Origin of the sequence: Ruixingdingia sedimenti (assembly GCF_031432425.1) — a bacterium.
GTDB classification, from domain to species: Bacteria; Pseudomonadota; Alphaproteobacteria; order Rhodobacterales; family Rhodobacteraceae; genus Ruixingdingia; species Ruixingdingia sedimenti.
In genome coordinates this window covers 123,582-144,794 of sequence record NZ_JAVKPH010000004.1, presented here as the reverse complement: position 1 = coordinate 144,794, position 21,213 = coordinate 123,582, and the positions used below count along the sequence as shown (strand labels likewise).

Here is a 21,213-nt window from a genome sequence, read left to right as displayed (position 1 = left end):
ACCAGGGAGACTTTCATGGCCGTCATCGACGATGATTTCCTGGCGCGCACCCATGCGGGGGTGGCCAGCCTTCTGCCCGAATGGGGCCTGGGCGCGGGCACCGACCTGCGCCTTCTGTCGCTGTCGGAAAACGCGACCTTCATCGCCACCGATCCGCGCGACGGGCGCCGCATCGTGTTGCGCGCGAACCGGCCGGGGTATCATTCGCTGGCCGCGATCCGGTCCGAACTGGCCTGGATCACGGCGCTGCGGCAATCGGAAACGGTGATCACGCCGGCGATCCTGCCCCTGCGCAACGGCGATCTGGTGGCGAGCTTCGACGATGCGGGCCTGACGCGCCATGTGGTGGCCTTCGAGTTCATGGAGGGGCGCGAGCCCGATCCCGACCAGTCGCTGGTTTCGGGGTTCGAGATCCTGGGCGCGATTTCCGCACGGCTGCACGAACATGCCCGCAACTGGGACCGGCCCGCCGATTTCACCCGCCACACCTGGGATTTCGAAAGCGCCTTCGGTGACGAACCCATCTGGGGCCCCTGGCGCGCCGCGATCGGCCTGACGCCGGCAGGCGCCGACACCATCGCCCGCGCGCTGGACCTGATGAAGCGGCGGCTCGACGCCTATGGCAAGGACCGCCGCCGGTTCGGGGTCGTGCATACCGATCTGCGACTCGCCAACCTGCTGATGCGGGACGACGAGATCGTGGTGATCGACTTCGACGACATGGGCTTTTCGTGGTACGTCTACGACTTCGCCTCGGCCATCTCGTTCCACGAGCTTCACCCCATCGTCCCGCAGCTGCGCGCGGCGTGGCTGAGCGGATACCGGACGGTCGCCGCCCTGGACGCCGAGGACGAGGCGATGATCCCGACCTTCGTCATGTATCGCCGGCTCGCCCTGACCTGCTGGATCGCCAGCCATTCCGAAACGGAAACCGCCAGGGGCGCCGGGCTTGGCGACTATACGAAGGGCACCGTGCAGATGGCCGAGGACTATCTGCGTTCCGCCTGACGGGGCGCGCGCAGTATGGCGAAGGGGCCGCCGCCGGGGATCCGGCGGTGTTCGCAGCCGCGTGAAAATTTGGAACACGCAACATGTGTCCAACATTTTTTCGCAAGTCGGCAAATTTTCATGTTGCAAGACGGTCATTATCTGCCAACATGCCCCAAACGGAGGCGACATCGTGTTCAACTACGGGCTCTTCAACTTCGATTCGAAAGAAGCGGTGCTTGAGAAGGCTTCCAAATACTGGAATCCCGGAAGAACCCGGTTCTGGCGCGATGCCGGCACGCCGCTCGTCCTCGACCGGCGCGAGGGCTATATCCTGCACGACATGTCGGGCAAGCGGCTGATCGACCTGCATCTGAACGGCGGCACCTACAATTTCGGCCACCGCCACCCGGAACTGGTCGAGACGCTGAAATCCGGCCTCGATCATTTCGACATGGGCAACCACTGGTTTCCCTCGGTCGCGCGCACGGCGCTGGCCGAAAGCCTGATCCGCACCGCCCCCCACCTGCAATATGTGGCCTACGGCACCAGCGGCGCCGAGGCGGTGGAAATCGCGCTGAAATCCGCCCGGCATGCCACGAAACGCCGCAAGATCGTCTCGATCATCAAGGGGTATCACGGCCATTCCGGCCTGTCGGTCGCCACCGGGGACGAACGGTTCTCGCGCCTGTTCCTGTCCGACCAGCCGCAGGATTTCGCCCAGGTGCCCTTCAACGACCCCGAGGCGCTGGAAAAGGTGCTGCGCGGGGGCGATGTCGCCGCCTTCATCATCGAGACGATCCCGGCCACCTACGGCTTCCCCCTGCCCCATGACGGCTATCTGGCCGAATGCCAGGCCCTGTGCCGCAAATACGGGGCGATGTTCATCGCCGACGAGGTGCAGACCGGCCTGATGCGCACCGGGGTGATGTGGGGCTGGCAAAGCTACGGGCTGCGCCCCGACATGTTCGTGACCGCCAAGGGCCTTGGCGGCGGCCTTTACCCGATCGGCGCCTGCGTGATGACCGCCCGTGCGGGGGCCTGGATGGAAGAGGACGGGGCCGCCCATATCAGCACCGGCGGCGGGGCGGAAATCGGCTGCCTCGTGGCCTTCAAGGTGCTGGAAATGCTGCGCCGCCCCGAGGTGATTTCCAACATCCAGTTCGTGTCGGAATTCTTCACCCAGGCCCTGACCGAGGTGATGCGCCGCCACAGCGATTTCTTCGTCGGCATCCGGCAGCGCGGCGTCGTTCTGGGGCTGGAGTTCGACCACCCCGAAGGCGCGCTCGCCGTATCGCGGGCGCTTTACGAAAACGGTGTCTGGGCCATCTTTTCCTCGCTCGACAAGCGGGTCCTGCAATTCAAGCCGGGCCTGCTGAAGGATGTGGACCTCTGCCAGGAAATCGTCGACCGTTTCGACGCGGCGATGCCTCGGGCGCGGCACTATCTCAAACCCGGAAGGCGCGTCGCATGACCCCGGACATTTCATCCCCCCGCCCGGGAACGGCGGACCGCGACATCGCGCTGGCCGAAATGAAGATCGCGCGCGCGGGGTGGGCCAGCAGCTATTTCCGTAGCTTCAGCCTCGACCAGATCCGCAAGATCGCCCATGCGGTGGCGCAGGCCGCCCACGACAAGGCAGATTTCCATGCCGAATGGGCGGTGCGCGAAACCGGCTATGGCGTGCGCGAACACAAGAAGCTCAAGAACGAACTTTCTGCCTTTCCGCTGCTCGACCATTACCGCGATCTGGATCTGGTGACGCCGCGGCTGGTGCCCGAAAAGAAGATCGTCGAGATCCCGCGCCCTGCGGGGGTGGTTTTCGCGCTGGTGCCGGTGACGAACCCGATCTCGACCCTGATCTACAAGACCCTGCTGGCGATCCTCAGCCGCAACGCCATCGTCTTCAGCCCGCATCCCGGCGCGCGCGAATGCAGCCTCGATGCGGCGCGCAATCTGGCCGATGCGGCGGAAAAGGCCGGCGCGCCCTCGGGGCTGATCCAATGCGTGGAAAAGCCCTCGGTCCCGCTGGTGCAGCGCATGATGGCCTCCGACAAGATCGCGGTCATCATGGCGACCGGCGGGGGCGCGATGGTGCGGGCGGCCTATTCCTCGTCCAACCCCGCGCTTGGGGTGGGGCCGGGCAACGCCGTCGTCTATGTCGATCCGAGCGCGAAGTTCGACGAGACCGCGCGCCGCATCGTGGACAGCAAGAGCTTCGACAACTCGGTCCTGTGCACCAATGAAAGCGTGCTGCTGACGCTCGACAGTTGCTTCGGCAACATGGTGCGCGCCCTGCGCAGCGCCGGAGCCCATATCTGCACCGAGGACGACACCGCACGCCTGCGCGAATATCTGTTCAAGGACGGCAAGTTCAACCTTGCCGCCTTGGGCAAAAGCGCGGTCTGGATCGCCGAAAAGGCGGGGATACGGGCGGCGAAATCGGCGCGGATCCTGGTGCCGCTGCTGGAAAACCCGAACCTGGACGACCTGTTCCTGAAGGAAAAGCTCTGCCCCGTTCTGGGCATGGCGCGGGTGGCGGATTTCCAGCATGCGCTGACGCTGGCCAAGCAGATCATGCGGCGCGGGGCGGGCCATTCGGCGGCCTTCCACGGCGAGGACAGCGCGCGGCTTCTGGCCTTTGCGCAGGCGATGCCGGTCTATCGCGTCGTCGTCAACGCGCCAAGCTCGCAAGGTGCGGCCGGTTTCGCCACCCATCTGCCGCCCGCCTTCATGGTCGGCACCGGCTTTGCCGGCCGGTCCTCCATCGGCGAAAACGTGGGGCCGCAGCATCTGGTGCACTGGACCCGCATCGCCTTCAACAAGGACGACGCGGTTCCGTTCGGGCGGTTCGATCTGGACACCCCGGCGGCGCATCCTGCCGCCCGCGCAGACAGGGCCGATCCGCCGCCGGCGCGTCCCGCCACAGCACCCGAGCCGTCGGGCGGGCTCGACCGCGATCTTCTGCGCCAACTCATCCTCGAAGAACTCAAGGGCATCACGGGCAGTTCCACATGACCGAAATTCGCGCATCCATCTTCCTGGACCAGTTGCAACCGCAGACGCTCGCCTATGTCTCCACCTGGATGCGGGGCTCGTTGCCGCGCGCCCGCATGGCCGCGCAGATCATCGAGATCGCACCGGGCCTCGACATCGAGGCGCTGACCGATGTGGTGCTGAAAAGCGCGGATGTGCGGGCGGGGCTGCTGGTCGTCGAACGGCAGTTCGGCACGCTCCAGTTCCATTCGCGGTCCACCGCAGAGGTGCACGCGGGCGCCACCGCCGTGCTCGACGCGCTCGGCCAGACGAAGGCAGAGGTCGCGGCGCCCAAGATCCTCGCCTCCAAACTGGTGACGCGGATCGACGCGCAGCATGCCTTCCTGATGAACCGCAACAAGCTCGGGTCCATGGTCATCGGGGGGGACAGCGTCTATCTGCTGGAATGCCAGTCCGCCGCCTATGCGATCCTCGCCTGCAACGAGGCGGAAAAAGAGGCCGACATCAAGGTCATCGACATGCGGATGATCGGGGCGAACGGGCGGCTCTATCTGGCCGGGACCGAGGCCGACGTCCGCAATGCCCGCAACGCCGCCGAAGGCGCCCTGCGCCGTCTGGGGGCCTAGATGGGCACGCTGCGCGACGAGATCCGGGCGATCCTGCGCGAGGAGCTGGCGGCGCTGCGCGCCGAGATCCAGCGCCCCGCGGTCGAGACGGTGCGCATCACCGACAGCGCCGACCTGATGCGCTTTGCCGCGACGCTGGTCGAACGCGCCGCCGACCCCGCCTTCCGCGATGCGGTCCAGCGCGGCGCGATCGGTTTCCGGCTGGATCAGCCCGCGGGCGCGGCGCCGGCCCCGGCACTGCCCGCCGCGGCGCCACCCGCCGCACCCGCGCAGGGCACGAAATCCCTGCTGACCGAAAAGGACATCCAGGCGCTTGGCGAGGGGGTCGAGGTCATCCGCCTGCCGCGCCATGGCCGCCTCACCCCGCTGGCCGCCGACGAGGCGCGGCGCCGCGGCATCAAGATCGAAAGGAGCCAGTGATGATCAAGGGTCGCGTTGCCGGAAAGGTCTGGTCGTCGCGCCGGATCGAGACCGTGCCGACAGGCGCCTTGCTGGAGGTGGACATCGGGCGCGACAGCAGGCTTGTCGCCTTCGATCCCCTCGGCTGCGCCACGGGCGAACTGGTGCTGATCGCCCAGGGGTCGGTCGCGGCGGGCTATTTCGACGGACGGACCGTACCGGTGGATGCGTTGATCATCGCCTCCATCGACGAACAATCTTCAAAAGACGCTTAGGAGGCGAAAATGGCAAATCTGGCAATCGGAATGATCGAAACCAAGGGCTATGTGCCCGCGCTCTCGGCCGCGGATGCGATGGTCAAGGCGGCGAACGTGGAAATCGTCGCGCGCAACGAGGTCGGCGGCGGGCTGGTCTCTGTCGTCGTGCGCGGCGACGTGGGCGCGGTGAAGGCCGCGACCGAGGCGGGCGCAGAGGCCGCATCGCAGGTGGGCGAGGTGACGGCGGTCCATGTGATCCCGCGGCCCCACCCCGATCTGGGCAAGCATTTCGCCGCCGCCGCGGCGCAGTAAGCAGCAGGGCGACAGCCGGAGACGCAGATGACGGAACTTCGCGTTTATCTACCGATCGAGGATCTGCAACCGCAGTTCGCGGCCTATCTGTCGTCCCCGACGCGGGCGCGGGGCTATCCTCCGTTCAAGGGACAGCATTCGCTGATCATCGAGGTGGCTCCGGCGCTCAGCATCCACCGCATCACCGACCTCGCGCTGAAAGAGGCCCCCGACATGGAACCGGGGATCCTTTACACAGAACGCCAGTTCGGCCTGCTGGAGCTGCATTCGGACGACCCCGCGGATCTGGAAAAGGCAGGCCGCGCGATCCTGAACGGGATCGGCGCCAAACCCGAGGATCAGCTTGCGCCCGAGATCCTCTATCACGACATCATCGACAATCTCGCCGATCAGCACGCGATCATCCTCAACCGCTCCCGCGATGGGTCCATCCTGGTGCCGGGGGTGTCGCTGCTGATCTACGAGATGGCGCCCGCGCTTTTCGCCTGCGTCGCCGCGAACGAGGCGGAAAAGGCGGCCCCCAACGCGGTGCTGAACGATGTGCAGATGATGGGGGCGACGGGGCGGATCTTCATGTCCGGCACGCCCCGGGACATGGCCATCGCGCGCGAGACGATCACGACCATGCTGCAAGGCATCAAGGGACGAAAGAAACGCTGAACCGTCCGGGAAAAGCCGAAAACGGCGCAACGGACAAGATCAACAGAGAGGGTGGACTATGACGATCATGAACAAGACCATCTGGGCGGGTGCGGCACTGACGGCCGTGATGGCACTGGGCCTGCCCGCCGCCGCGCAGAACGACCCGCGCAACGTGACGGTGGAAGAACTGCGCACCGCCGGGGCCAAAGCCTGCGCCGACGGCAAGACCTATACCATCGCGTACAGCCATTCGGTGTCCGAGGCGGTGATCGTGCGCCAGGTGCGCCACTTCGCCAGTCAGCGCGCCGCCGAACTGGGCTGCGTGACGATCATGCACGACAACACCCAGGCCAACAATCTGGAACAGCAGATCAACGCGGTGCAGGGCTGGATCACGCTCGGGGTGAACGCCATCGTGGTGACGCCCATCGACGAAAGCGCGCTGAAGCCACTTCAGGCCCAGGCCAAGGCGCAGGGGATCAAATGGCTCACCTATCTGGGCGTGATGGATGACAGCGACGGCTATGTGGGCTTCGACCACGCCCAATCCGGCCAGATCATCGGCCAGGCCGCCGCCGACTGGGTGCGCGCGAACGGGATCGAAAACCCCAAGGCGCTCGTCACCACGCTGACCGGCCTGCCCTCGCTCGCCCCCCGCTGGCAAGAGGTGGAACGGATCTTCGCCGATGCCGGGATCGAGATCGTCACGATGCAGGATTCGGCCGACCAGACCACGGGCATGGCAGTGACCGAAACGGTCCTGCGCCAGCATCCCGACCTCGACATCGTGATCGGCCTGAACGACGATGCCGCCGTCGGCGCCAGCCGCGCCGTGGCCATCGCGGGCATCGACCCGGCGAAGGTCTTCATCGGCGGGCAGGACGGCTCGCTCGAAGGGCTGACGGCGGTCAACCAGGGCGGGGCGTACAAGGCCAGCGCCGCGATCCTGATCAACGATCTGGGCGCCAATATCGTCGACCTCGCGCTCAACGCGATCACCGGCTACGGGCCGAGCTTCGCCTACACGCCGACCGTTCTGGCCAGCAAGGCCGATCAGGCGCTTCTCGACAAGCTGCTTGCGAACTACGCAAACTGAACCGGAACAGGACCGCGCCGCCCATCCCGGGCGGCGCGGCCGACGGAGGCGATCCATGTCAGACGTCGTTGCCAAGATCGACAATCTGCGCAAGTCCTACGGCACGGTAGAGGTGCTGCGCGGCATCGACCTCGCCTTCCGGGGCGGCGAGATCCACGCCTTCCTCGGGGCGAACGGGGCGGGTAAATCCACCTTCCTCGGGTGCCTTTCCGGCGCGGTCACGCCGAGTGCGGGCACGATCACCATCCGCGGCACGCCCCATTCCGCGCTGACCCCGCGGCAGGCGCGGGACGCCGGCATCGGCATCATCTATCAGCATTTCCAGGTCATCGGCGACCTGACCGTGGCCGACAACGTGTTTCTGGGCAACGAAATCCGGCGGTGGGGCGTCGTCGACAGCCGCGCGCAGAACGCCCGCACCAAGGAGCTTTTCGCGCGGCTCGATCTGGAAATCGACCCCACCCGGCCGCTGTCGAGCCTGAGCGTGGGCGAACGCCAGATCGTCGAGATCGCGCGCGCCCTGCGCCTGAAACCCGACCTGCTGATCCTGGACGAACCGACCGCCGCGCTGTCCGAACACGAGATGAAGGCCCTGCACCGCGTCGTCCGCCAGCTGGCCCGGGCGGAGGGGCTCGCCGTCGTCTATGTCACGCATCTGATCGACGAAATCGAACAGATCGCCGACAAGGTGACGGTCCTGCGCGACGGACAGGTGGTCTGGACCCGCCCGGTGAACGAAGCCGATCATGTCGCGCTGGCGCAGGCCATCGCCCCCAACATGACCGACCGCAGCGACCGCACCGCGCCCCCCCGCCGCGACGATGCGGTGCTGGAGCTTCGGGACTATCGGTCCGGCTATACCGGCCCGGTGGACCTGACCCTGCACCGGGGCGAGATCCTCGGCCTTTACGGCCTGCTCGGATCCGGGCGCACCGATCTTCTGGAAAGCCTGATCGGCGCGCGGGGGCGGGCCTCGGGCAGCTTCCGCCTTGCCGGCCGCGACATCGCCCCCCGCAGCCCGCGCGCGGCGCGCGACAGGGGCCTTGCGCTCGTCGCCTCCGACCGCAACGAACAAAGCCTCTTTGCCGAACTTTCGGCGCTCGACAACCTGCTGATGCCGCATTTCGGCGGCCTCGCGGGGTCCTCTGCACGCCAGCGCCAGCTTTTCGCCGAAAGCGCGCAGCGGCTGCAACTGCGCCCCGCGCGGGCGGATCTGAACGGCGGGCGTTTCAGCGGCGGCAATGCGCAAAAGCTGATGATGGGGCGCTGGCTGTTTCCCGGGATCGGCATCGAGGTGCTGCTGCTGGACGAACCCACGCAGGGCGTCGACATCGGCGCGCGCGAAGAACTCTACACCCTTCTGCGCGATTTCGTCGCCACCGGCGGGGCGGTGCTGGTCGCCTCGTCCGACCCCGATGAAATCGTGGCGATCGCGGACCGCGTTCTGGTGCTGAACCAGGGCAGCCCCGTGGCGCTGCTGGAAGACGGGATCACCGAGGAACGGCTGGTCCATCTGTCCCACAAGACCGTCCATCGTTCCACCGCCCATGCCGCAGAGCGGCACCTCGCGACGGAGTAAGCCATGAGCGAAAAGACCCTTGCCGCAGGCGCGGCGCGTACCGACGAAAGGGCCGGCGAGGCATGGTCCTGGGGTCCGGTCCTGACCAATCTGGCGCTGCCCATCGCCGTGGTCCTGCTGGCGCTGTTCTTCTACACCCAGGCGCCCGTGTTCCTGACGCTGAACAACTGGATCAGCATCTCGGTCCAGGTGGCGACGCTGATGACCATCGCGGTGCCCTTCGCGATCCTGCTGATGGCGGGCAAAGTCGATCTGGGCGTGGGCTCGCTTCTGGGCTTTTCCGGGGTGGTGGCGGGGCTGCTGTTCCCGCATCTGGGGGTCACGCTGACCATCGTCGTCACCCTGCTGGTCGGCGTGGGCTTCGGGCTGTTGAACGGGGTTCTGGTGGGGTGGTTCGCCATGTCGCCGATCATCGTCACGCTCGGCACGCTGACGCTGTTGCGGGGGCTGGGGCAATGGCTTTCGCCGCATCCGCTGTTCGGGTTTCCCGAGTCGTTTTCCTACCTCGGCTATGGCCGCGTCGCGGGCCTGCCGATCCTGACCTGGATCATGCTCGGCGTGCTCGTGACCGGCATTCTGGTGATGCGCTATACCGCGCTCGGCCGCCATACCGTCGCCATCGGCGTCAACGAACGCGCGGCCTATCTGGTCGGGATCCGGGTCAAGCTGACGGTGATACTGCTCTATGTCATGGTCGGGCTCGGCGCGGCGCTGGCGGGGTTGATGAGCATCGCGCGGATCAACTCGGCCCCTTCGGGAACGCTCGGCGTCGGGATGGAACTGGGGGTGCTGACGGCGGTGCTTCTGGGCGGGATCCCGTTCACCGGCGGCAAGGGGTCGCTGTTGCGCGTGGCGCTCGGGGTCTGGCTGCTCGGGATGCTGTCGAACGGGCTCATCCTGATGAACATGCCGACCGAGGCGAGCCTGATGATCACCGGCATCGTGCTGGTCCTGGCCGCCGGGCTGGACGTGCTGCGCCGCCGGAGGGGCTGAGGCGGGGGTGCCGATCCGCACCAGGGGCGGATCGCCGCTCTGTCTGGCGAAGGCGCGTGCCTTCGCCATGGCGATGCCCTCGCCGCTGCCCCGGCCGGGGGCCCCAAGCCCCCGGCCAGCGCCCGCCCCGCCCATGGCGGGCGCTTCTCGCCCGCCGGGGCAGGCGCTGGCCTATCGGGTCTGAAACGTCACGGTTTCCAATGGCACCGCCGCGCAACAGGCGGGGGAAACGCAGTGCGTTTCCTCATCCCGCCCGGCCCGATCGCGGGATGAACGCCGATCCCCCCTAAACCCGATGCAGCGTCACCTGCGCCCGGCCCGCGTGTTTCGAGGCGTAAAGCGCATGGTCGGCATCCGACAGCATGCGGTCGGGCTGCGGGCGGGGATAGGCGGTGGACAGCGTGATCCCCGCGCTGGCGGACACGCGGCATTCCTGCCCCTCCCACGCGATGGGGGCCGACAGCCGCTCGATCACCCGGCGCGCGACCGACTGGATGCGCACCGCATCCACCAGCCCGGGCAGGATGACGACGAATTCGTCCCCCCCCACCCGCGCCACGGTATCGCCCGCGCGCGTCTCGGATGTCAGCACCTGCGCCACCTGCTGCAACACATGGTCGCCCGCCGCATGGCCGAAGCTGTCGTTCACCTGCTTGAAATAATCGAGGTCGATATGCATCAGCCCGAAGGGCGTGCCGGCCGCGATCAGCCCGGCCATCACCCGGTCCATCGCGCGGCGGTTGCGCAGCCCCGTCAGCGTATCGGTCAGCGCCTGTTCCTCTGCCGCCGTCTTGGCGCCCTGCAAGCGGCGGTTGAGGTCGCGCAATTCGTCCATCACCGCGGTCTTGGCCTCTGCCAGATAGAGCAGTTCCATCGCCAGATCGGTCGGCGCGAAATCGGCGTCCGTCAGCCCGTGGTCGCGCACCGCATCGGCCAGCGCGATGCCGAAGGACAGGTTGACGATCATCCCCCCCGCCGCATCGGGCAGCGCCAGCCCCCGGAACCCCGTCCCCGGCGGGGCGCAGAGCGTCAGGCGCAGCCGGTCGCCCGCATGGCGGCGCAGGCGCTGCATGCTGCCGATGCCGGTCGGGCGGCGGATGTGGAACAGGCCGAAGAACGGCTGCCCCGCCACCCCCCGCGGCGCCAGCACCTTGCGCAGCGTCGGCCCCGCGCCCGTCACCACGCCTTCGGCATCCACGCGCAGATGCATCGGCATCAGCCGGTCGAGCACCGCGGGGTCCAGCATCACCGCCATCTCAGGCCCCGCCCGCCAGATCGAACCGCCGCCCGGCGGCGAAACGGGTGTCGAGCAGATGGATCGTCACCACCTCCTGCCCCGGGCCGTCCTCGGCATGGTCGAGCAGCACCAGCGCGCCATAGTCATCCGCCATCGCCCGCAGCACGCCCACGATCAGATGGCCGATGCCGGGAAACCCCTCGCGGCAGACCAGCCGGAACTGGCCCGGCGCGGCATCCATCAGTTCCAGCGCCGGCAGGTCGAGGTCGGGCACGGCCAGCCGCCCGCGGTCGGGCAGTTCGTCCAGCGAATGCAGGAAGTCGATGAAGCCCACCCCCCCGAACCGCAGCAGGCGGCGCAGCCGTTCGTGGTTGGGATGGGACACCAGATAGGTGCCGATGTCCTCGAGGATCGTCTCGCGCGGCCGGTCCAGCCGCCGCGCCGCCGCGGCCAGCAGCGCATCGGTCAGCGCGTCGTCATAGCGCATCATCGCCTCGAACCCGTCCGCGCCCATCCCCAGGTCGCGCGCGATCACGGACCACAGGCCCGCGCCATAGGTATCGCGCAGGAACGACTGGACGGAACGGTTCACCAGACCATGCATCACTCGGACACCCCCAAGGCCGACGCTCAGCCTAGCCCCCGCATGTTAACAAATACCCAATACCGCTCAGGCCGGCAGCGGCGCCAGCCGGTCGATCCACCCCGCCAGCGCGCCGATGTCGGGCAGCACCGTATCGGCATGCGGGGCGAGATCCTCTGCCCCGGCGATGCCGGTCAGCACCGCCACCGTGCGCATGCCCGCCGCGCGGCCGGCGTAAAGGTCGTGCAGGCTGTCGCCCACCATCACCACGCGCGCGGGCGCGACCGCCTGCGCGCGGGCAAAGGCCAGCAGCGGCGCGGGATCGGGCTTGGCGCCATGGCCCGAATCGAACCCGGCCACGAAGTCGAACATCCCCGTCACCCCCGCGGCGGCCAGATGCGCCCGCGCGGGCGCCTCGGCATCGTTGGTCACAAGGCCGAGCCGCAGCCCCCGCCCGCGCAACCCCGCCAGCAGCGGCGCAAGGGGCACGACCTCGGCCGGTTCGACCCGTTCGGCCAGCGCGTTCATCTGCGCCACCAGCCCCGCCAGATCCGCCCCCGGCAGGCGCGGCAAAAGGTACCGCGCCACCGTTTCCGCCGTGTCGGCGATCACCGGGCTGTCGGGGGCAAAGGTCTGGCGCAGCGGGTCGAAGCCGATCGCCCGGCCCAAATCCATCGCGCGCGCGGCATCCCCGCCGGCAAGATCGGCCAGAAGCCGCGCCGACCAGACGCCCCAGGTGCGGCGGAAATCGAACAGCGTCCCGTCCTTGTCGAAGATCACCGCGTCGATCATGCCGCCCCCCGTTTGCGGCAGCCTGCCCGCAGGGCGGGCCGCTGGCAAGCCCCCTCAGGTCCAATGCGTGGCCGCCCCCCCGGGCAGCGCCGCCCGCGCCTGCATCGGCGCCGCATAGGGCAGCCCGGCCGCGTCGCAGAAGGCGATCACCCAGCCGTCGTCCATCAGCAGGAAATCCAGAACCGAGGCCAGGAACTCCGCCTCCTGCGCGCGGGCGCGCAGATCCCCGGGCGCGGCGCCGGTGGACCCGAGGAATATCCCCAGAAGATCCTCCTGCCCCGCAAGCCATCCCAGGGCCTGCAACCCCACCACCTCTGCCTTCTGCGCGTTCATCCTGCCCTCCTTCGGCATCTTTCCGCCGCCCCGCCCGTCAGGACCCGGGCCGCGGAAAGGAATTCTTAACCAATCCGCCCCAAGACTGGCCGAAACCGGCGAGACGGAAAAGGACACCCATCGCCATGAGCGGGAGAATCCTGATTGTCGATGATGTGGCCACGCACCGCATCGTGCTCAAGGTCAAGCTGGCGGGGGCGTGCTACGAGATCCTGCAGGCCGGCACCGGGGCCGAGGCGCTGCGGCTGGCGCGGGCGGGACAGGCCGACCTGATCCTGCTGGAATCCGCGCTGCCCGATCTCGACGGCCATGCGGTGCTGCGCACGCTGCGCGCCGATCCGGCGACGCGCGATCTGCCGGTGGTGATGCTGTCGGCGGCCGACGACGGGGCGGCGCGGCTGGCGGCGCTGCGCGCGGGGGCGGACGATTTCCTGACCCGGCCGCTGGAAGATGCGGTGCTGATGGCGCGCATCCGCAGCCTGATGCGCCGCCGCGCCGCCGCCCGCGACCTGCGCGCGCGCGAGGCCGAATGCCGCGACCTCGGCTTTGCCGAACCGCCCGCCGAACTGGACCTGCCCGGCACCATCGCGCTGATCGCGCCGCGCCCCGATGCGGCGCTGCGCTGGCGCGCGGCGCTGGCCGGCCGGGCCGGGCCCGCGCGAATCCTGCCAATGACGCGGGAAGAGGCGCTGGCGCTCGAATCCGGGCCGGTGCCCGACCTTTTCCTGATCGCCGCCGACCTGCCCGGGCGCGGTCAGGGGTTGCAGCTGATGTCGGAACTGCGCAGCCGTTCGTCGACGCGCGGGGCGGCGGTCTGCATCGTGCTGCCCCCCGCCGGCGGGCCCGAGGCCGCGGCGATGGCGCTCGACCTCGGGGCCGACGACCTGCTGGCCGAGGATTTCGACCCGGCAGAGGCAGGCCTGCGCGCCCGCGCCCTGATCCGCCGCAAACGGGCCGAGGACCGCCAGCGCGCCGCGGTCAGCCGCGGGCTGCGGCTGGCGCTGATCGACCCGCTGACGGGGCTCTACAACCGCCGCCACGCGCTGCCGGAACTGGCGCGCATCACCGCGCGGGCGCAGGCCGCGGGGCGGCATTGCGCGGTGATGGTGATCGACATCGACCGTTTCAAGGCGGTGAACGACCGCCACGGCCATGCCGCGGGCGACGCCGTTCTGGCCGAGGTCGCGCGGCGGCTCGCGGTGCGGACCCGGCCGGGCGACCTGCTGGCGCGGATGGGGGGGGAGGAGTTCCTGTTCGCCCTGCCGGAAACGACGGCGGAAAAGGCCCATCGCGTGGCCGAACGCCTCTGCCGCGCGATCGCCGCCGAACCCGTGGCCCTGCCCGACGGGGCCGGGGCGCTGGCGGTGACGGTCTCGATCGGCCTCGCGCTGTCGGGCGGGGAGGAACCGCCCGCCGCCCTTCTCGTCCGCGCCGACCGCGCCCTGCTGGCGGCCAAGGCAGAGGGCCGCAACCAGGTGACCTTCAGCCCCGCGGCGGCATAGCCCCCTGCCCGGCGGCGGGCCCGGCGGCGGGGATATTTGAGGACGGAAAATGGAACGGGTGCTTTGCAACGGGCCCCCGTGCAGCGCGGGCGGGGTCGGGTCTGCGCCAGCGTTCCAGCCAAGCCGATGCGGGGGATACCGCGCAGGCATCGGCCACCGGTGCATCCGTTTTTCCGCCCCGCCGATGCGGGCTGCCCGCGCCGGCAACAGCGGGGCCCCATCACTTTCTGTCCTCAAATATCCCCGCGCAGCGCGCCGACGGCATCGCCACCCGCACCGCCGCCGGGCAGAAAGCGGCCCGTCAGTCGCGCCCCGCGCCGGAGCGTTCGGCCCGGTGGCGCTGGCTGGCCTCCAGCCGGTCGGCGAAGGCGGCGCGTTCGGCGGGGGTCATCGTCAGGATCCGTTCGCGCAGCAGGCGCTCGCCGGTCTGCATCCGGTCGCGCATGCGGGCGTCCATCCTTGCGTTCAGGGTATCGAAGGCCGCCGGGTCGAAGGGATCCGCGCGCAGGATGCGCAGCAGTTCGGCCCGGTCGGCGGCGTCCTGGCGCCAGCCCGCCGCCAGCCGGCCGCGTTCGCCGCGATAGGCCTCGCGCAGGGCGGCGCGGTCTTCCTTGCTCAGCGCCGCCGACCAGGGCCCGAAGCCGATCGTGCGCGGCGGCGGGCCGTCGCCCGCATGGCGCAGCATCACCCCCGCCACGCCCCCCGCCACGGCAAGGTTCAGCGCCAGCGACACCACCAGCGCGATGCGCAGCCAGCGCCCGGGGCGCGGGGGTGCGGGGGTCTTTCCGGTTTCCATCGCCCTATCCTTCCACATCCAGCGCCGCGACCAGCAGCAGGGTCTCGTCGGGGATCAGTTCCACCATCTCTGCGCCGCTGCCCACGGATTCATAGGCCGCAGGCACCGCAAAGCCGATCCAGAGCCCGGCCAGCGCCGCCGCGCCGAGCCCCGCCAGCGCGTAGCCGCCGAACCCGCCCGCCAGCGCCGCCCACCAGGACCGGCGCGCGGGCGCCACCGCCACCGGGGGCGCCGCCGCCCGCGGCCGGTGCGCAGCGGCATCGGCCAGCACGCGGGCCATCAGCGCGTCCGTAGGCGCCCCTTCCCGCGCGGCGGCGAAAAGGCTGTCCAGATCCCTGTCGTCCAGATCATTGCGCATCGTCATACCCCAGTTCCCCGCGCCGCCCCGCCAGTTGCGCGGCCAGCGCCCGCTTGCCCCTTGCGGTCAGGCTTTCCACCGCCTCGACCCCGATATCCATCACCGCCGCGATCTCGGGGTTCGACAGCCCCTCGATATGGCGCAGCACCACCGCCTGCCGCTGGCGTTCGGGCAATGCGGCCAGCGCCGCATCCAGCGCCGCCATCCGGTCGGCCGCGATCATCGCCGCCAGTGCCCCCGGCGCGCCGTCCTCCGGTTCCGGCACGCTGTCGAGCGGCACGCCCCGCCGTCGGCGCAGCCGGTCGGTGCAGAGGTTCGCCGCCACCCGCCAGAGCCAGGTGGACACCTTCGCCTCGCCCGCCCGCCAGCCGGGCGCCGCGCGCCAGAGCCGCAACATCGCCTCCTGCGCGATGTCCTCGGCCTCTGCCATGTCGCCCAGCATCCGCGCGGCATAGCGCAGCACCGGCGGCAACAGCCGCTGGCTGAGCGCATGCGCCGCCGCCGGGTCCCCTTGGGCATAAAGCGCCAGCAGGGCCTCGTCGGGCTGCTCGGTCTGGGCGTCGAAGGCCATTGTCATCCTGCCTCGGCCTATACCTCCGGCCCCGCCCGGGCAAGCCGGGCGAAGCGCCGGGATCCATGCTTGCCGCCCTCCCCGGGAAAGCCCGGGGAAGGCGGAGGGGCCGGTCACTGCGCCGCCGGGGCCTGTTGCGGTGCGGGGGCCGCGCCCTGCGGGGCCGGGCCGCGCGGGCCTTCGCCACGTTCGCCGCGTTTCCAGTCGCGGCGGCCGTCCTCGCCCTTCTTCCAGTGCGGGCCATCGCCGCGGTCGTGGCGATGCATCCGGGGCCCATGGCCGTCACGGTCGCCATGCCGGTGCGCCCGGGCGATTTCCTCGCCGCTGACCGCGCCGTCGCCGTCGCGGTCCATCCGGTCGAACATCCGCTCGGGCATGCCGCGGGCCATCAGTTCCGGCGCGGCCAGCCGTCCGTCGGCATCGGCATCCATGCGCTTGAACATGCCGTCCACGCGCGCCTCGATCCGGGCGCGGGCCTGGTCGAGCTGATAGGCCACCATCTCGTCGCGGGTGACGAAGCCGTCCCCGTCGGCGTCGAGCTTGCCGATCCGTTCCTTGCGCAGCGCCTCCATCTCGGCGCGGGTGATCTTGCCGTCCTTGTCGGCATCGGCGGCAGCGAACGGCGCCTGCGGCCCGGCGGCGGGCGCTGCGGGTGCGGCATCCTGGGCCAGCACCGGCACGGCGAGCGCGCCCATCCCCAGCATGGCCGCGGCTGCGGTCGCAAACAGCATCTTGCGTTTCATTCTCGCTCTCTCCTGCTCTGACAGACACCGGCCCTTCGCCCGCATCCTGAAAGCTTGAACGCCGGGGCCGGCGGTTTCCGTCGCGGGAAAATGCCCCCGGCGACAAGGGCCGGCAAAGGCGGGCGGAAACGGGTGGGCGGAAACGGGCGCGGCAAAAGTTGCATCCAGCCGGCATCATTGCGACATGGGGACGCAACGGGGCACTGGGCCCTTTTCCCGCGGGCCCGGATGCGCCATGTTCCCAGCACGCCCCTCCCGCCCGCAAGCCCCGAAGGTATGCCATGACCCATCCCGCCGCCGCCCTCGCACAACCGATTGCCGCACCCTCGCCCGCCGCCGCGGACCGGCCGCTGCGCCCGGCGCTGCGCAACGGCTGGCGGCGGCGCTGCCCCTGCTGCGGCGCGGGGCCGCTGATGCGCAGCTATCTTCAGGTGCGCGACACCTGTTCGGTCTGCCAGACGGAACTGCACCATCACCGCGCCGACGACGGCCCGGCCTATCTGACCGTCCTCATCGTCGCCCATATCATGGGGCCGATCCTGCTGTGGGCCTTCATGGCGCTGCGGCCCGACCCGCTGACGCTGGCGGCGGTGTTTTCGGTGGGGACGGTTGCGCTTTCGCTCTTTCTTCTGCCGCGGCTCAAGGGGATGATCGTCGGATTGCAATGGGCGAAGCGGATGCACGGATTCGCGCAGACCGCCTGACCGCCGCGAGAGGGAACGGAAAACAGGCATGAAGGACGCGATCCGCCACGCGGCGACGATCATTCTGGCGCGGCCCGGGACCGATGGCCCCGAAGTGCTGATGGGTCAGCGCGGGGCGGCGGCGGTGTTCATGCCGTCGAAATTCGTCTTTCCGGGCGGGGCGGTGGATGCCGCGGATGCCGCGGTGCCGCTGGTCCGCCCTCTGGGGGCCGATTGCGCGCGGCGGCTGGCAGAGGCGGGGGCGCCCGCGCCGCAAGTGCTCGCCGCCGCCGCCATCCGCGAATTGTGGGAGGAAACGGGGCTCGCCCTCGCCGAACCCGGCGCCTGGCCCGTCGCCCCCGCGCCGGAATGGACCGGCATCGCCGAACGCGGGCTGATGCCCACGGCGGCGCCGCTGCGGTTCGTCTTTCGCGCGATCACGCCGCCGGGCCGCCCGCGCCGGTTCGATGCGCGCTTCTTTCTGGCCGATGCCCGGGCGGTGGCGGGCGATACCGAGGATTTCAGCCGCGCCTCGGACGAACTGTCGGCGCTGCAATGGATCCCGCTGTCGGCCGCGCGCAGCTTCGACCTGCCCTTCATCACCGAAATCGTGCTGGCGGAAATCGCCCGCCTGATCGGCCGGGACGGGCCCCCCGAAAGCGTGCCGTTCTTCGACAATTCCGGCGCCGCACCGATGTTCCGCCGGCTGGTCTAGCCGAAACTGACGATCCCGATGATCGACAGCGCCAGCAGCGCGATCCCCGCGATCTCGCGCTTGCTGACCCGTTCGTGGAACACCAGCACCGAGGCCAGCAGGCTGTAGATCAGTTCCACCTGCGCCAGGCTGCGGACATAGGCCGCGTTCTGCAACGCGAAGGCCACGAACCAGCCCGCCGATCCCAGCACCCCGGTGATCCCCACCGGCAGGGTCGCGCGCCAGCTGCGCAGGACGCGGGTGATCTCGCCGGGTTCGCGCCAGACGAGCCAGCCCACCATCGCCAGCGTCTGGAAACTGGTGACGCAGGCCAGCGCCACCACCGCGCGGGCAAAGGCGTCGTCCAGCGCCAGTTCCTGCGTCGCCCCGCGATAGCCGACGGCGGAAAGGCCGAAAAGGCCCCCCGCCGCCACGCCCATCAGCACCGCCCGCCCCAGCATCGGCCCGCCGGTTTCGCGCGGGGGCGGCGACATCAGCAGCACCCCGCAGGTCCCGATCAGGATCGCGATCCAGCCCGCCGCCGGCACGCGTTCCGCCAGGATCAGCGCCGACAGCACCGCCACCTGCACGGTTTCCGTCTTGGTAAAGGCGATGCCCACCGCAAAGCTGCGCAGCGAAAACAGCGCGACGGTCAGGAAGGTCGCCACGATCTGCGTCAGCCCGCCGACCACGACAAAGGCCCAGAACCGCGCGCCCATGCCCGGCAGGCCATGCCCCTGCACCGCCAGCAGCACCGCCGCCCCCGCGCAGGCGATCGGCGCGGCATAGACGAAGCGCGAAAAGGTCGCCCCGCCGGTCGAAAGGCCGAGGCCCTTCAACCGCTTCTGCAACATGAAGCGCAGCGTCTGCACCGCCCCGGCGGCCAGCGTGATGACGACCCAGAGTTCCATGCCCCCATGGGCCACGCCCCCGCGGCGGGGTCAACCCCCGGCGATCCCCGCCAGGGCCGCCGCGATCCGCGCCGCCAGCGCATCCACCCCCGCCTCCGACAGGTCGGCGGTGCCGAATTCGGCCACCGGCGGGGCCGAACGCGCGCGGTGGCGGGCATAGCGGGGGTCGTAGTGGCGGGCCATCAGATCCTCGGCCAGATCGCCGAAGGCGCCCGCGGCCACCCAAGCCCGCCAGCGCGCGATCACCTCTGCCGCATGCAGCGGGCGCAGGCGGTCCACCACCGCCGCCAGCGCCGCGGGATCGGCGGTCAGATCGGCATAGGCCCGCAGCAGATAGCCCGCCCGCACCGCCCGGGGCGCGGCGACGGCCACCCGCGGCGCCGCAACCATCGCCTGCCACAGCCGCGGCGGCAGCCGGCAGGCGCCGATCCTGCTGCTTTCGGCCTCGACCACCACCGGCCGCGCGGGGTCGAGCGCGGCAAGCGCCAGCGCCAGCCGCCCCTCGAACGCCTTCTGCCCCGGCTGCCCGCCCGCCCGCGCCCCGAAAAGCGAACCGCGATGGTTCGCCAGCCCCTCGAGGTCGATCACCTGCACCCCGCGCGCGGCCAGCCGTTCCAGCACCGCGGTCTTGGCGGTGCCGGTATTGCCGTCCAGCACCACCACCGGGGCGGGCACCGGCGCGTCATAGAGGGCCGTCACCACCAGCCGCCGCCAGGTCTTGTAGCCGCCCTCCAGCACCGCCACCCGCCAGCCGATCTGGCCGAGGATGGTGGCGAAACTGTTCGACCGCTGCCCCCCGCGCCAGCAATAGACCAGCGGCCGCCAGCCCCCGGGCCTGTCCATCAGCGCCGTTTCGATATGCCGCGCGGCATTGCGCGCCACCAGCGCGCCGCCGATCTTGCGCGCCTCGAACGGGCTTACCTGCTTGTAGATCGTGCCGACCCGGGCGCGTTCGGCATCGTCCAGCACCGGCAGGTTCACCGCGCCGGGCAGATGGTCGTCGGCCCATTCGGCGGGCGAACGCACGTCGATCACGCTGTCGAACCCGTGCGACAGCAGCTGCGGCAAAGAGGCGAGGGTATAGGCCATGCCGCCTTCCTACCCCGCCCGCGCGCGCGCCGGAAGCCCCGCCCCGAGGCACCCGATGACGGCATTTTTCACGCGATGCACCCTTCCCCGACGGCAGCCGCAATGCCACACTGCGCCCACCGGCCCGCGGGCCCCCATTCGACAGGTGACAGCATGACGATCACAGCATTGCGCCGCGCCCTCGCCACCTCGGCGCTGGCAGCACTTGCCGGCACGGCGCTGGCGCAGGACCAGTCGGGCCCGAACGCGGGCCCCGCGACGCAGGCCACCGAAAGCGCCGTGGCGCAGGCGGCGCTGGCGCAGCAGCTCTACGCCACGGGCGTGGCCAGGGACGACGCGCTGACGGTGCTGGCAGCGGCGCGGCTGGCCGCGGGCGTCACCGCCGAGGACGGCAAGCGCGAGGTCACGCAGCAACCGATCGAGGGCGCCCCGGCCGGAGAAGAGCCCGATGTCGCGGATCTTCCCGCCGAGGCCGCCGACATGTTCGCCAAGGCGCGCGAACTGGCCGCGGGCGACGACGCGCTTCTGGCCCTGATCGAGGATGCCGAGGCCGAAGGCAGCCGCGGCCGCATCGGCGGCGCGGTGCGCGAACTCAGCCGCCTGCCGGGGGGCTATTCCGACGTCTACCAGATCCCCTACTACGGCGGCGTGCTGGCCGAAATCGCCATCGTCGGCGACGGCGATTCCAACCTCGACGTGCTGGTCACGGACGAGAACGGCAACACGATCTGCTATGACGTGAGCTATTCCGACAAGGTGTATTGCAGCTGGGTGCCGATCTGGAACGGCAACTTCAACGTACTGGTGGAAAACAACGGCCGCACGCGCAACAGCTATTACCTGATGACCAACTGACCTGCCGGAGAGGCGGCAGGGGCCCCGGGCGCGCCGCCCCGGGCCTTTCGCCTGCGCCCGGCCCTGCGGTCGGCGCCGGGGGCCAGCCCCCGGACCCCCGGGATATTTGTCCCACGGTGAAAGGCAGGGCGCGTTTTCCGTCATAAGAGCGTGCCGCTCTTCAGGCTGGACCCAGATA

Annotated in this window: 25 protein-coding genes; 15 read left to right on the top strand and 10 right to left on the bottom strand. The window is 69.9% G+C overall.

Going from position 1 to position 21,213, the window contains the following annotated elements; genetic code table 11:
- Positions 1-15: 15 nt before the first annotated feature.
- The 11 genes from RGD00_RS05445 to RGD00_RS05395 all read left to right on the top strand — a co-directional run bounded on the left by RGD00_RS05445 (position 16) and on the right by RGD00_RS05395 (position 9,888).
- On the top strand, positions 16-1,008 hold the full coding sequence (locus RGD00_RS05445) for a phosphotransferase enzyme family protein (RefSeq protein ID WP_310456281.1): 993 nt from the start codon (positions 16-18) through the stop codon (positions 1,006-1,008).
- Between the two features lie 172 nt (positions 1,009-1,180).
- On the top strand, positions 1,181-2,461 hold the full coding sequence (locus RGD00_RS05440) for a class-III pyridoxal-phosphate-dependent aminotransferase (protein WP_310456280.1): 1,281 nt from the start codon (positions 1,181-1,183) through the stop codon (positions 2,459-2,461).
- Positions 2,458-4,005 carry an aldehyde dehydrogenase family protein gene (locus RGD00_RS05435; protein ID WP_310456279.1) on the top strand — a complete coding sequence of 516 codons (1,548 nt, stop codon included), beginning with the start codon at positions 2,458-2,460 and terminating at the stop codon, positions 4,003-4,005. Before RGD00_RS05440 ends, RGD00_RS05435 begins: the two co-directional genes overlap by 4 nt.
- Positions 4,002-4,610 carry a BMC domain-containing protein gene (locus tag RGD00_RS05430; RefSeq protein ID WP_310456278.1) on the top strand — a complete coding sequence of 203 codons (609 nt, stop codon included), beginning with the start codon at positions 4,002-4,004 and terminating at the stop codon, positions 4,608-4,610. Before RGD00_RS05435 ends, RGD00_RS05430 begins: the two co-directional genes overlap by 4 nt.
- Positions 4,611-5,030 carry a hypothetical protein gene (locus RGD00_RS05425; RefSeq protein WP_310456277.1) on the top strand — a complete coding sequence of 140 codons (420 nt, stop codon included), beginning with the start codon at positions 4,611-4,613 and terminating at the stop codon, positions 5,028-5,030.
- Positions 5,030-5,284, top strand: a complete 255-nt coding sequence (locus RGD00_RS05420) for a EutN/CcmL family microcompartment protein (RefSeq protein WP_310456276.1) — start codon at positions 5,030-5,032, stop codon at positions 5,282-5,284. The genes RGD00_RS05425 and RGD00_RS05420 overlap by 1 nt, the downstream gene beginning before the upstream one ends.
- Before the next feature lie 9 nt (positions 5,285-5,293).
- On the top strand, positions 5,294-5,578 hold the full coding sequence (locus RGD00_RS05415; protein WP_310456275.1) for a BMC domain-containing protein: 285 nt from the start codon (positions 5,294-5,296) through the stop codon (positions 5,576-5,578).
- Positions 5,579-5,605: 27 nt separating this feature from the next.
- A complete protein-coding gene (locus RGD00_RS05410; RefSeq protein WP_310456274.1) occupies positions 5,606-6,238 on the top strand; it encodes a hypothetical protein in 633 nt (210 codons plus the stop codon).
- A 67-nt stretch (positions 6,239-6,305) separates the two neighbouring features.
- Positions 6,306-7,316 (top strand): sugar ABC transporter substrate-binding protein, encoded by a 1,011-nt coding sequence (locus RGD00_RS05405; protein ID WP_310456273.1) that lies wholly within the window; start codon positions 6,306-6,308, stop codon positions 7,314-7,316.
- Positions 7,317-7,371: 55 nt separating this feature from the next.
- The gene (locus tag RGD00_RS05400) at positions 7,372-8,895 is read left to right on the top strand and encodes a sugar ABC transporter ATP-binding protein (RefSeq protein WP_310456272.1); all 1,524 of its coding nucleotides are present in this window, start codon (positions 7,372-7,374) and stop codon (positions 8,893-8,895) included.
- Positions 8,896-8,898: 3 nt separating this feature from the next.
- Complete coding sequence (locus tag RGD00_RS05395) at positions 8,899-9,888, top strand: ABC transporter permease (protein ID WP_310456271.1); 990 nt, start codon at positions 8,899-8,901, stop codon at positions 9,886-9,888.
- A 286-nt stretch (positions 9,889-10,174) separates the two neighbouring features.
- Here the strand turns inward: RGD00_RS05395 and RGD00_RS05390 are convergent, their stop codons facing one another.
- The 4 genes from RGD00_RS05390 to RGD00_RS05375 form a co-directional block, all read right to left on the bottom strand.
- Positions 10,175-11,143, bottom strand: coding sequence for a GGDEF domain-containing protein (locus RGD00_RS05390; RefSeq protein WP_310456270.1), 969 nt, complete (start codon positions 11,141-11,143; stop codon positions 10,175-10,177).
- 1 nt (position 11,144) lies between these two features.
- Positions 11,145-11,729, bottom strand: coding sequence for a heme NO-binding domain-containing protein (locus RGD00_RS05385; RefSeq protein WP_310456269.1), 585 nt, complete (start codon positions 11,727-11,729; stop codon positions 11,145-11,147).
- Positions 11,730-11,795: 66 nt separating this feature from the next.
- Positions 11,796-12,500, bottom strand: a complete 705-nt coding sequence (locus RGD00_RS05380) for an HAD family hydrolase (protein ID WP_310456268.1) — start codon at positions 12,498-12,500, stop codon at positions 11,796-11,798.
- 54 nt (positions 12,501-12,554) lie between these two features.
- Entirely contained in the window at positions 12,555-12,833 is a 279-nt protein-coding gene (locus RGD00_RS05375; RefSeq protein ID WP_310456267.1) for a DUF3572 domain-containing protein, read from the bottom strand.
- 125 nt (positions 12,834-12,958) lie between these two features.
- Between RGD00_RS05375 and RGD00_RS05370 the strand changes: the two genes are divergently transcribed.
- Positions 12,959-14,335: a diguanylate cyclase domain-containing protein gene (locus RGD00_RS05370; protein ID WP_310456266.1), complete on the top strand. Its 1,377-nt coding sequence runs from the start codon at positions 12,959-12,961 to the stop codon at positions 14,333-14,335.
- Between the two features lie 301 nt (positions 14,336-14,636).
- Here RGD00_RS05370 and RGD00_RS05365 read toward each other — a convergent pair whose 3' ends face one another.
- From RGD00_RS05365 to RGD00_RS05350, 4 genes are all read right to left on the bottom strand, one after another.
- A complete protein-coding gene (locus tag RGD00_RS05365) occupies positions 14,637-15,131 on the bottom strand; it encodes a periplasmic heavy metal sensor (RefSeq protein ID WP_310456265.1) in 495 nt (164 codons plus the stop codon).
- 4 nt (positions 15,132-15,135) lie between these two features.
- Positions 15,136-15,495, bottom strand: coding sequence for a dihydroorotate dehydrogenase (locus RGD00_RS05360; protein WP_310456264.1), 360 nt, complete (start codon positions 15,493-15,495; stop codon positions 15,136-15,138).
- Positions 15,479-16,066, bottom strand: coding sequence for an RNA polymerase sigma factor (locus RGD00_RS05355; RefSeq protein WP_310456263.1), 588 nt, complete (start codon positions 16,064-16,066; stop codon positions 15,479-15,481). Before RGD00_RS05355 ends, RGD00_RS05360 begins: the two co-directional genes overlap by 17 nt.
- A gap of 107 nt (positions 16,067-16,173) precedes the next feature.
- Positions 16,174-16,791 carry an EF-hand domain-containing protein gene (locus tag RGD00_RS05350; RefSeq protein ID WP_310456262.1) on the bottom strand — a complete coding sequence of 206 codons (618 nt, stop codon included), beginning with the start codon at positions 16,789-16,791 and terminating at the stop codon, positions 16,174-16,176.
- Positions 16,792-17,084: 293 nt separating this feature from the next.
- Here RGD00_RS05350 and RGD00_RS05345 point away from each other — a divergent pair, with 293 nt between their 5' ends.
- Positions 17,085-17,507: a DUF983 domain-containing protein gene (locus RGD00_RS05345; RefSeq protein ID WP_310456261.1), complete on the top strand. Its 423-nt coding sequence runs from the start codon at positions 17,085-17,087 to the stop codon at positions 17,505-17,507.
- Positions 17,508-17,535: 28 nt separating this feature from the next.
- A complete protein-coding gene (locus tag RGD00_RS05340; protein WP_310456260.1) occupies positions 17,536-18,201 on the top strand; it encodes an NUDIX hydrolase in 666 nt (221 codons plus the stop codon).
- On the opposite strand, the gene RGD00_RS05335 is transcribed toward RGD00_RS05340, so the two are convergent.
- Positions 18,198-19,091, bottom strand: coding sequence for an EamA family transporter (locus tag RGD00_RS05335; protein ID WP_310456259.1), 894 nt, complete (start codon positions 19,089-19,091; stop codon positions 18,198-18,200). The two genes, RGD00_RS05340 and RGD00_RS05335, sit on opposite strands and share 4 nt — an antisense overlap.
- A 30-nt stretch (positions 19,092-19,121) precedes the next feature.
- Positions 19,122-20,180, bottom strand: coding sequence for a tRNA 2-selenouridine(34) synthase MnmH (gene mnmH / locus RGD00_RS05330; protein WP_310456258.1), 1,059 nt, complete (start codon positions 20,178-20,180; stop codon positions 19,122-19,124).
- A 153-nt stretch (positions 20,181-20,333) separates the two neighbouring features.
- Here mnmH and RGD00_RS05325 point away from each other — a divergent pair, with 153 nt between their 5' ends.
- Positions 20,334-21,035, top strand: coding sequence for a hypothetical protein (locus RGD00_RS05325; RefSeq protein WP_310456257.1), 702 nt, complete (start codon positions 20,334-20,336; stop codon positions 21,033-21,035).
- Positions 21,036-21,213 lie beyond the last annotated feature (178 nt).

What these genes read in the sequence shown, in the direction of transcription:
- RGD00_RS05425 (WP_310456277.1), top strand. Translation starts at nt 4,611, where the DNA reads ATGGGCACGCTGCGCGACGAGATCCGGGCGATCCTGCGCGAGGAGCTG.
- RGD00_RS05400 (WP_310456272.1), top strand. Translation starts at nt 7,372, where the DNA reads ATGTCAGACGTCGTTGCCAAGATCGACAATCTGCGCAAGTCCTACGGC.
- RGD00_RS05420 (WP_310456276.1), top strand. Translation starts at nt 5,030, where the DNA reads ATGATCAAGGGTCGCGTTGCCGGAAAGGTCTGGTCGTCGCGCCGGATC.
- RGD00_RS05340 (WP_310456260.1), top strand. Translation starts at nt 17,536, where the DNA reads ATGAAGGACGCGATCCGCCACGCGGCGACGATCATTCTGGCGCGGCCC.
- RGD00_RS05325 (WP_310456257.1), top strand. Translation starts at nt 20,334, where the DNA reads ATGACGATCACAGCATTGCGCCGCGCCCTCGCCACCTCGGCGCTGGCA.
- RGD00_RS05385 (WP_310456269.1), bottom strand. Translation starts at nt 11,729, where the DNA reads ATGCATGGTCTGGTGAACCGTTCCGTCCAGTCGTTCCTGCGCGATACC.
- RGD00_RS05395 (WP_310456271.1), top strand. Translation starts at nt 8,899, where the DNA reads ATGAGCGAAAAGACCCTTGCCGCAGGCGCGGCGCGTACCGACGAAAGG.
- RGD00_RS05445 (WP_310456281.1), top strand. Translation starts at nt 16, where the DNA reads ATGGCCGTCATCGACGATGATTTCCTGGCGCGCACCCATGCGGGGGTG.
- RGD00_RS05390 (WP_310456270.1), bottom strand. Translation starts at nt 11,143, where the DNA reads ATGGCGGTGATGCTGGACCCCGCGGTGCTCGACCGGCTGATGCCGATG.
- RGD00_RS05370 (WP_310456266.1), top strand. Translation starts at nt 12,959, where the DNA reads ATGAGCGGGAGAATCCTGATTGTCGATGATGTGGCCACGCACCGCATC.
- RGD00_RS05345 (WP_310456261.1), top strand. Translation starts at nt 17,085, where the DNA reads ATGACCCATCCCGCCGCCGCCCTCGCACAACCGATTGCCGCACCCTCG.
- RGD00_RS05365 (WP_310456265.1), bottom strand. Translation starts at nt 15,131, where the DNA reads ATGGAAACCGGAAAGACCCCCGCACCCCCGCGCCCCGGGCGCTGGCTG.
- RGD00_RS05410 (WP_310456274.1), top strand. Translation starts at nt 5,606, where the DNA reads ATGACGGAACTTCGCGTTTATCTACCGATCGAGGATCTGCAACCGCAG.
- RGD00_RS05415 (WP_310456275.1), top strand. Translation starts at nt 5,294, where the DNA reads ATGGCAAATCTGGCAATCGGAATGATCGAAACCAAGGGCTATGTGCCC.
- RGD00_RS05350 (WP_310456262.1), bottom strand. Translation starts at nt 16,791, where the DNA reads ATGCTGTTTGCGACCGCAGCCGCGGCCATGCTGGGGATGGGCGCGCTC.
- RGD00_RS05355 (WP_310456263.1), bottom strand. Translation starts at nt 16,066, where the DNA reads ATGACAATGGCCTTCGACGCCCAGACCGAGCAGCCCGACGAGGCCCTG.
- RGD00_RS05360 (WP_310456264.1), bottom strand. Translation starts at nt 15,495, where the DNA reads ATGACGATGCGCAATGATCTGGACGACAGGGATCTGGACAGCCTTTTC.
- RGD00_RS05335 (WP_310456259.1), bottom strand. Translation starts at nt 19,091, where the DNA reads ATGGAACTCTGGGTCGTCATCACGCTGGCCGCCGGGGCGGTGCAGACG.
- RGD00_RS05435 (WP_310456279.1), top strand. Translation starts at nt 2,458, where the DNA reads ATGACCCCGGACATTTCATCCCCCCGCCCGGGAACGGCGGACCGCGAC.
- RGD00_RS05375 (WP_310456267.1), bottom strand. Translation starts at nt 12,833, where the DNA reads ATGAACGCGCAGAAGGCAGAGGTGGTGGGGTTGCAGGCCCTGGGATGG.
- RGD00_RS05380 (WP_310456268.1), bottom strand. Translation starts at nt 12,500, where the DNA reads ATGATCGACGCGGTGATCTTCGACAAGGACGGGACGCTGTTCGATTTC.
- mnmH (WP_310456258.1), bottom strand. Translation starts at nt 20,180, where the DNA reads ATGGCCTATACCCTCGCCTCTTTGCCGCAGCTGCTGTCGCACGGGTTC.
- RGD00_RS05405 (WP_310456273.1), top strand. Translation starts at nt 6,306, where the DNA reads ATGAACAAGACCATCTGGGCGGGTGCGGCACTGACGGCCGTGATGGCA.
- RGD00_RS05430 (WP_310456278.1), top strand. Translation starts at nt 4,002, where the DNA reads ATGACCGAAATTCGCGCATCCATCTTCCTGGACCAGTTGCAACCGCAG.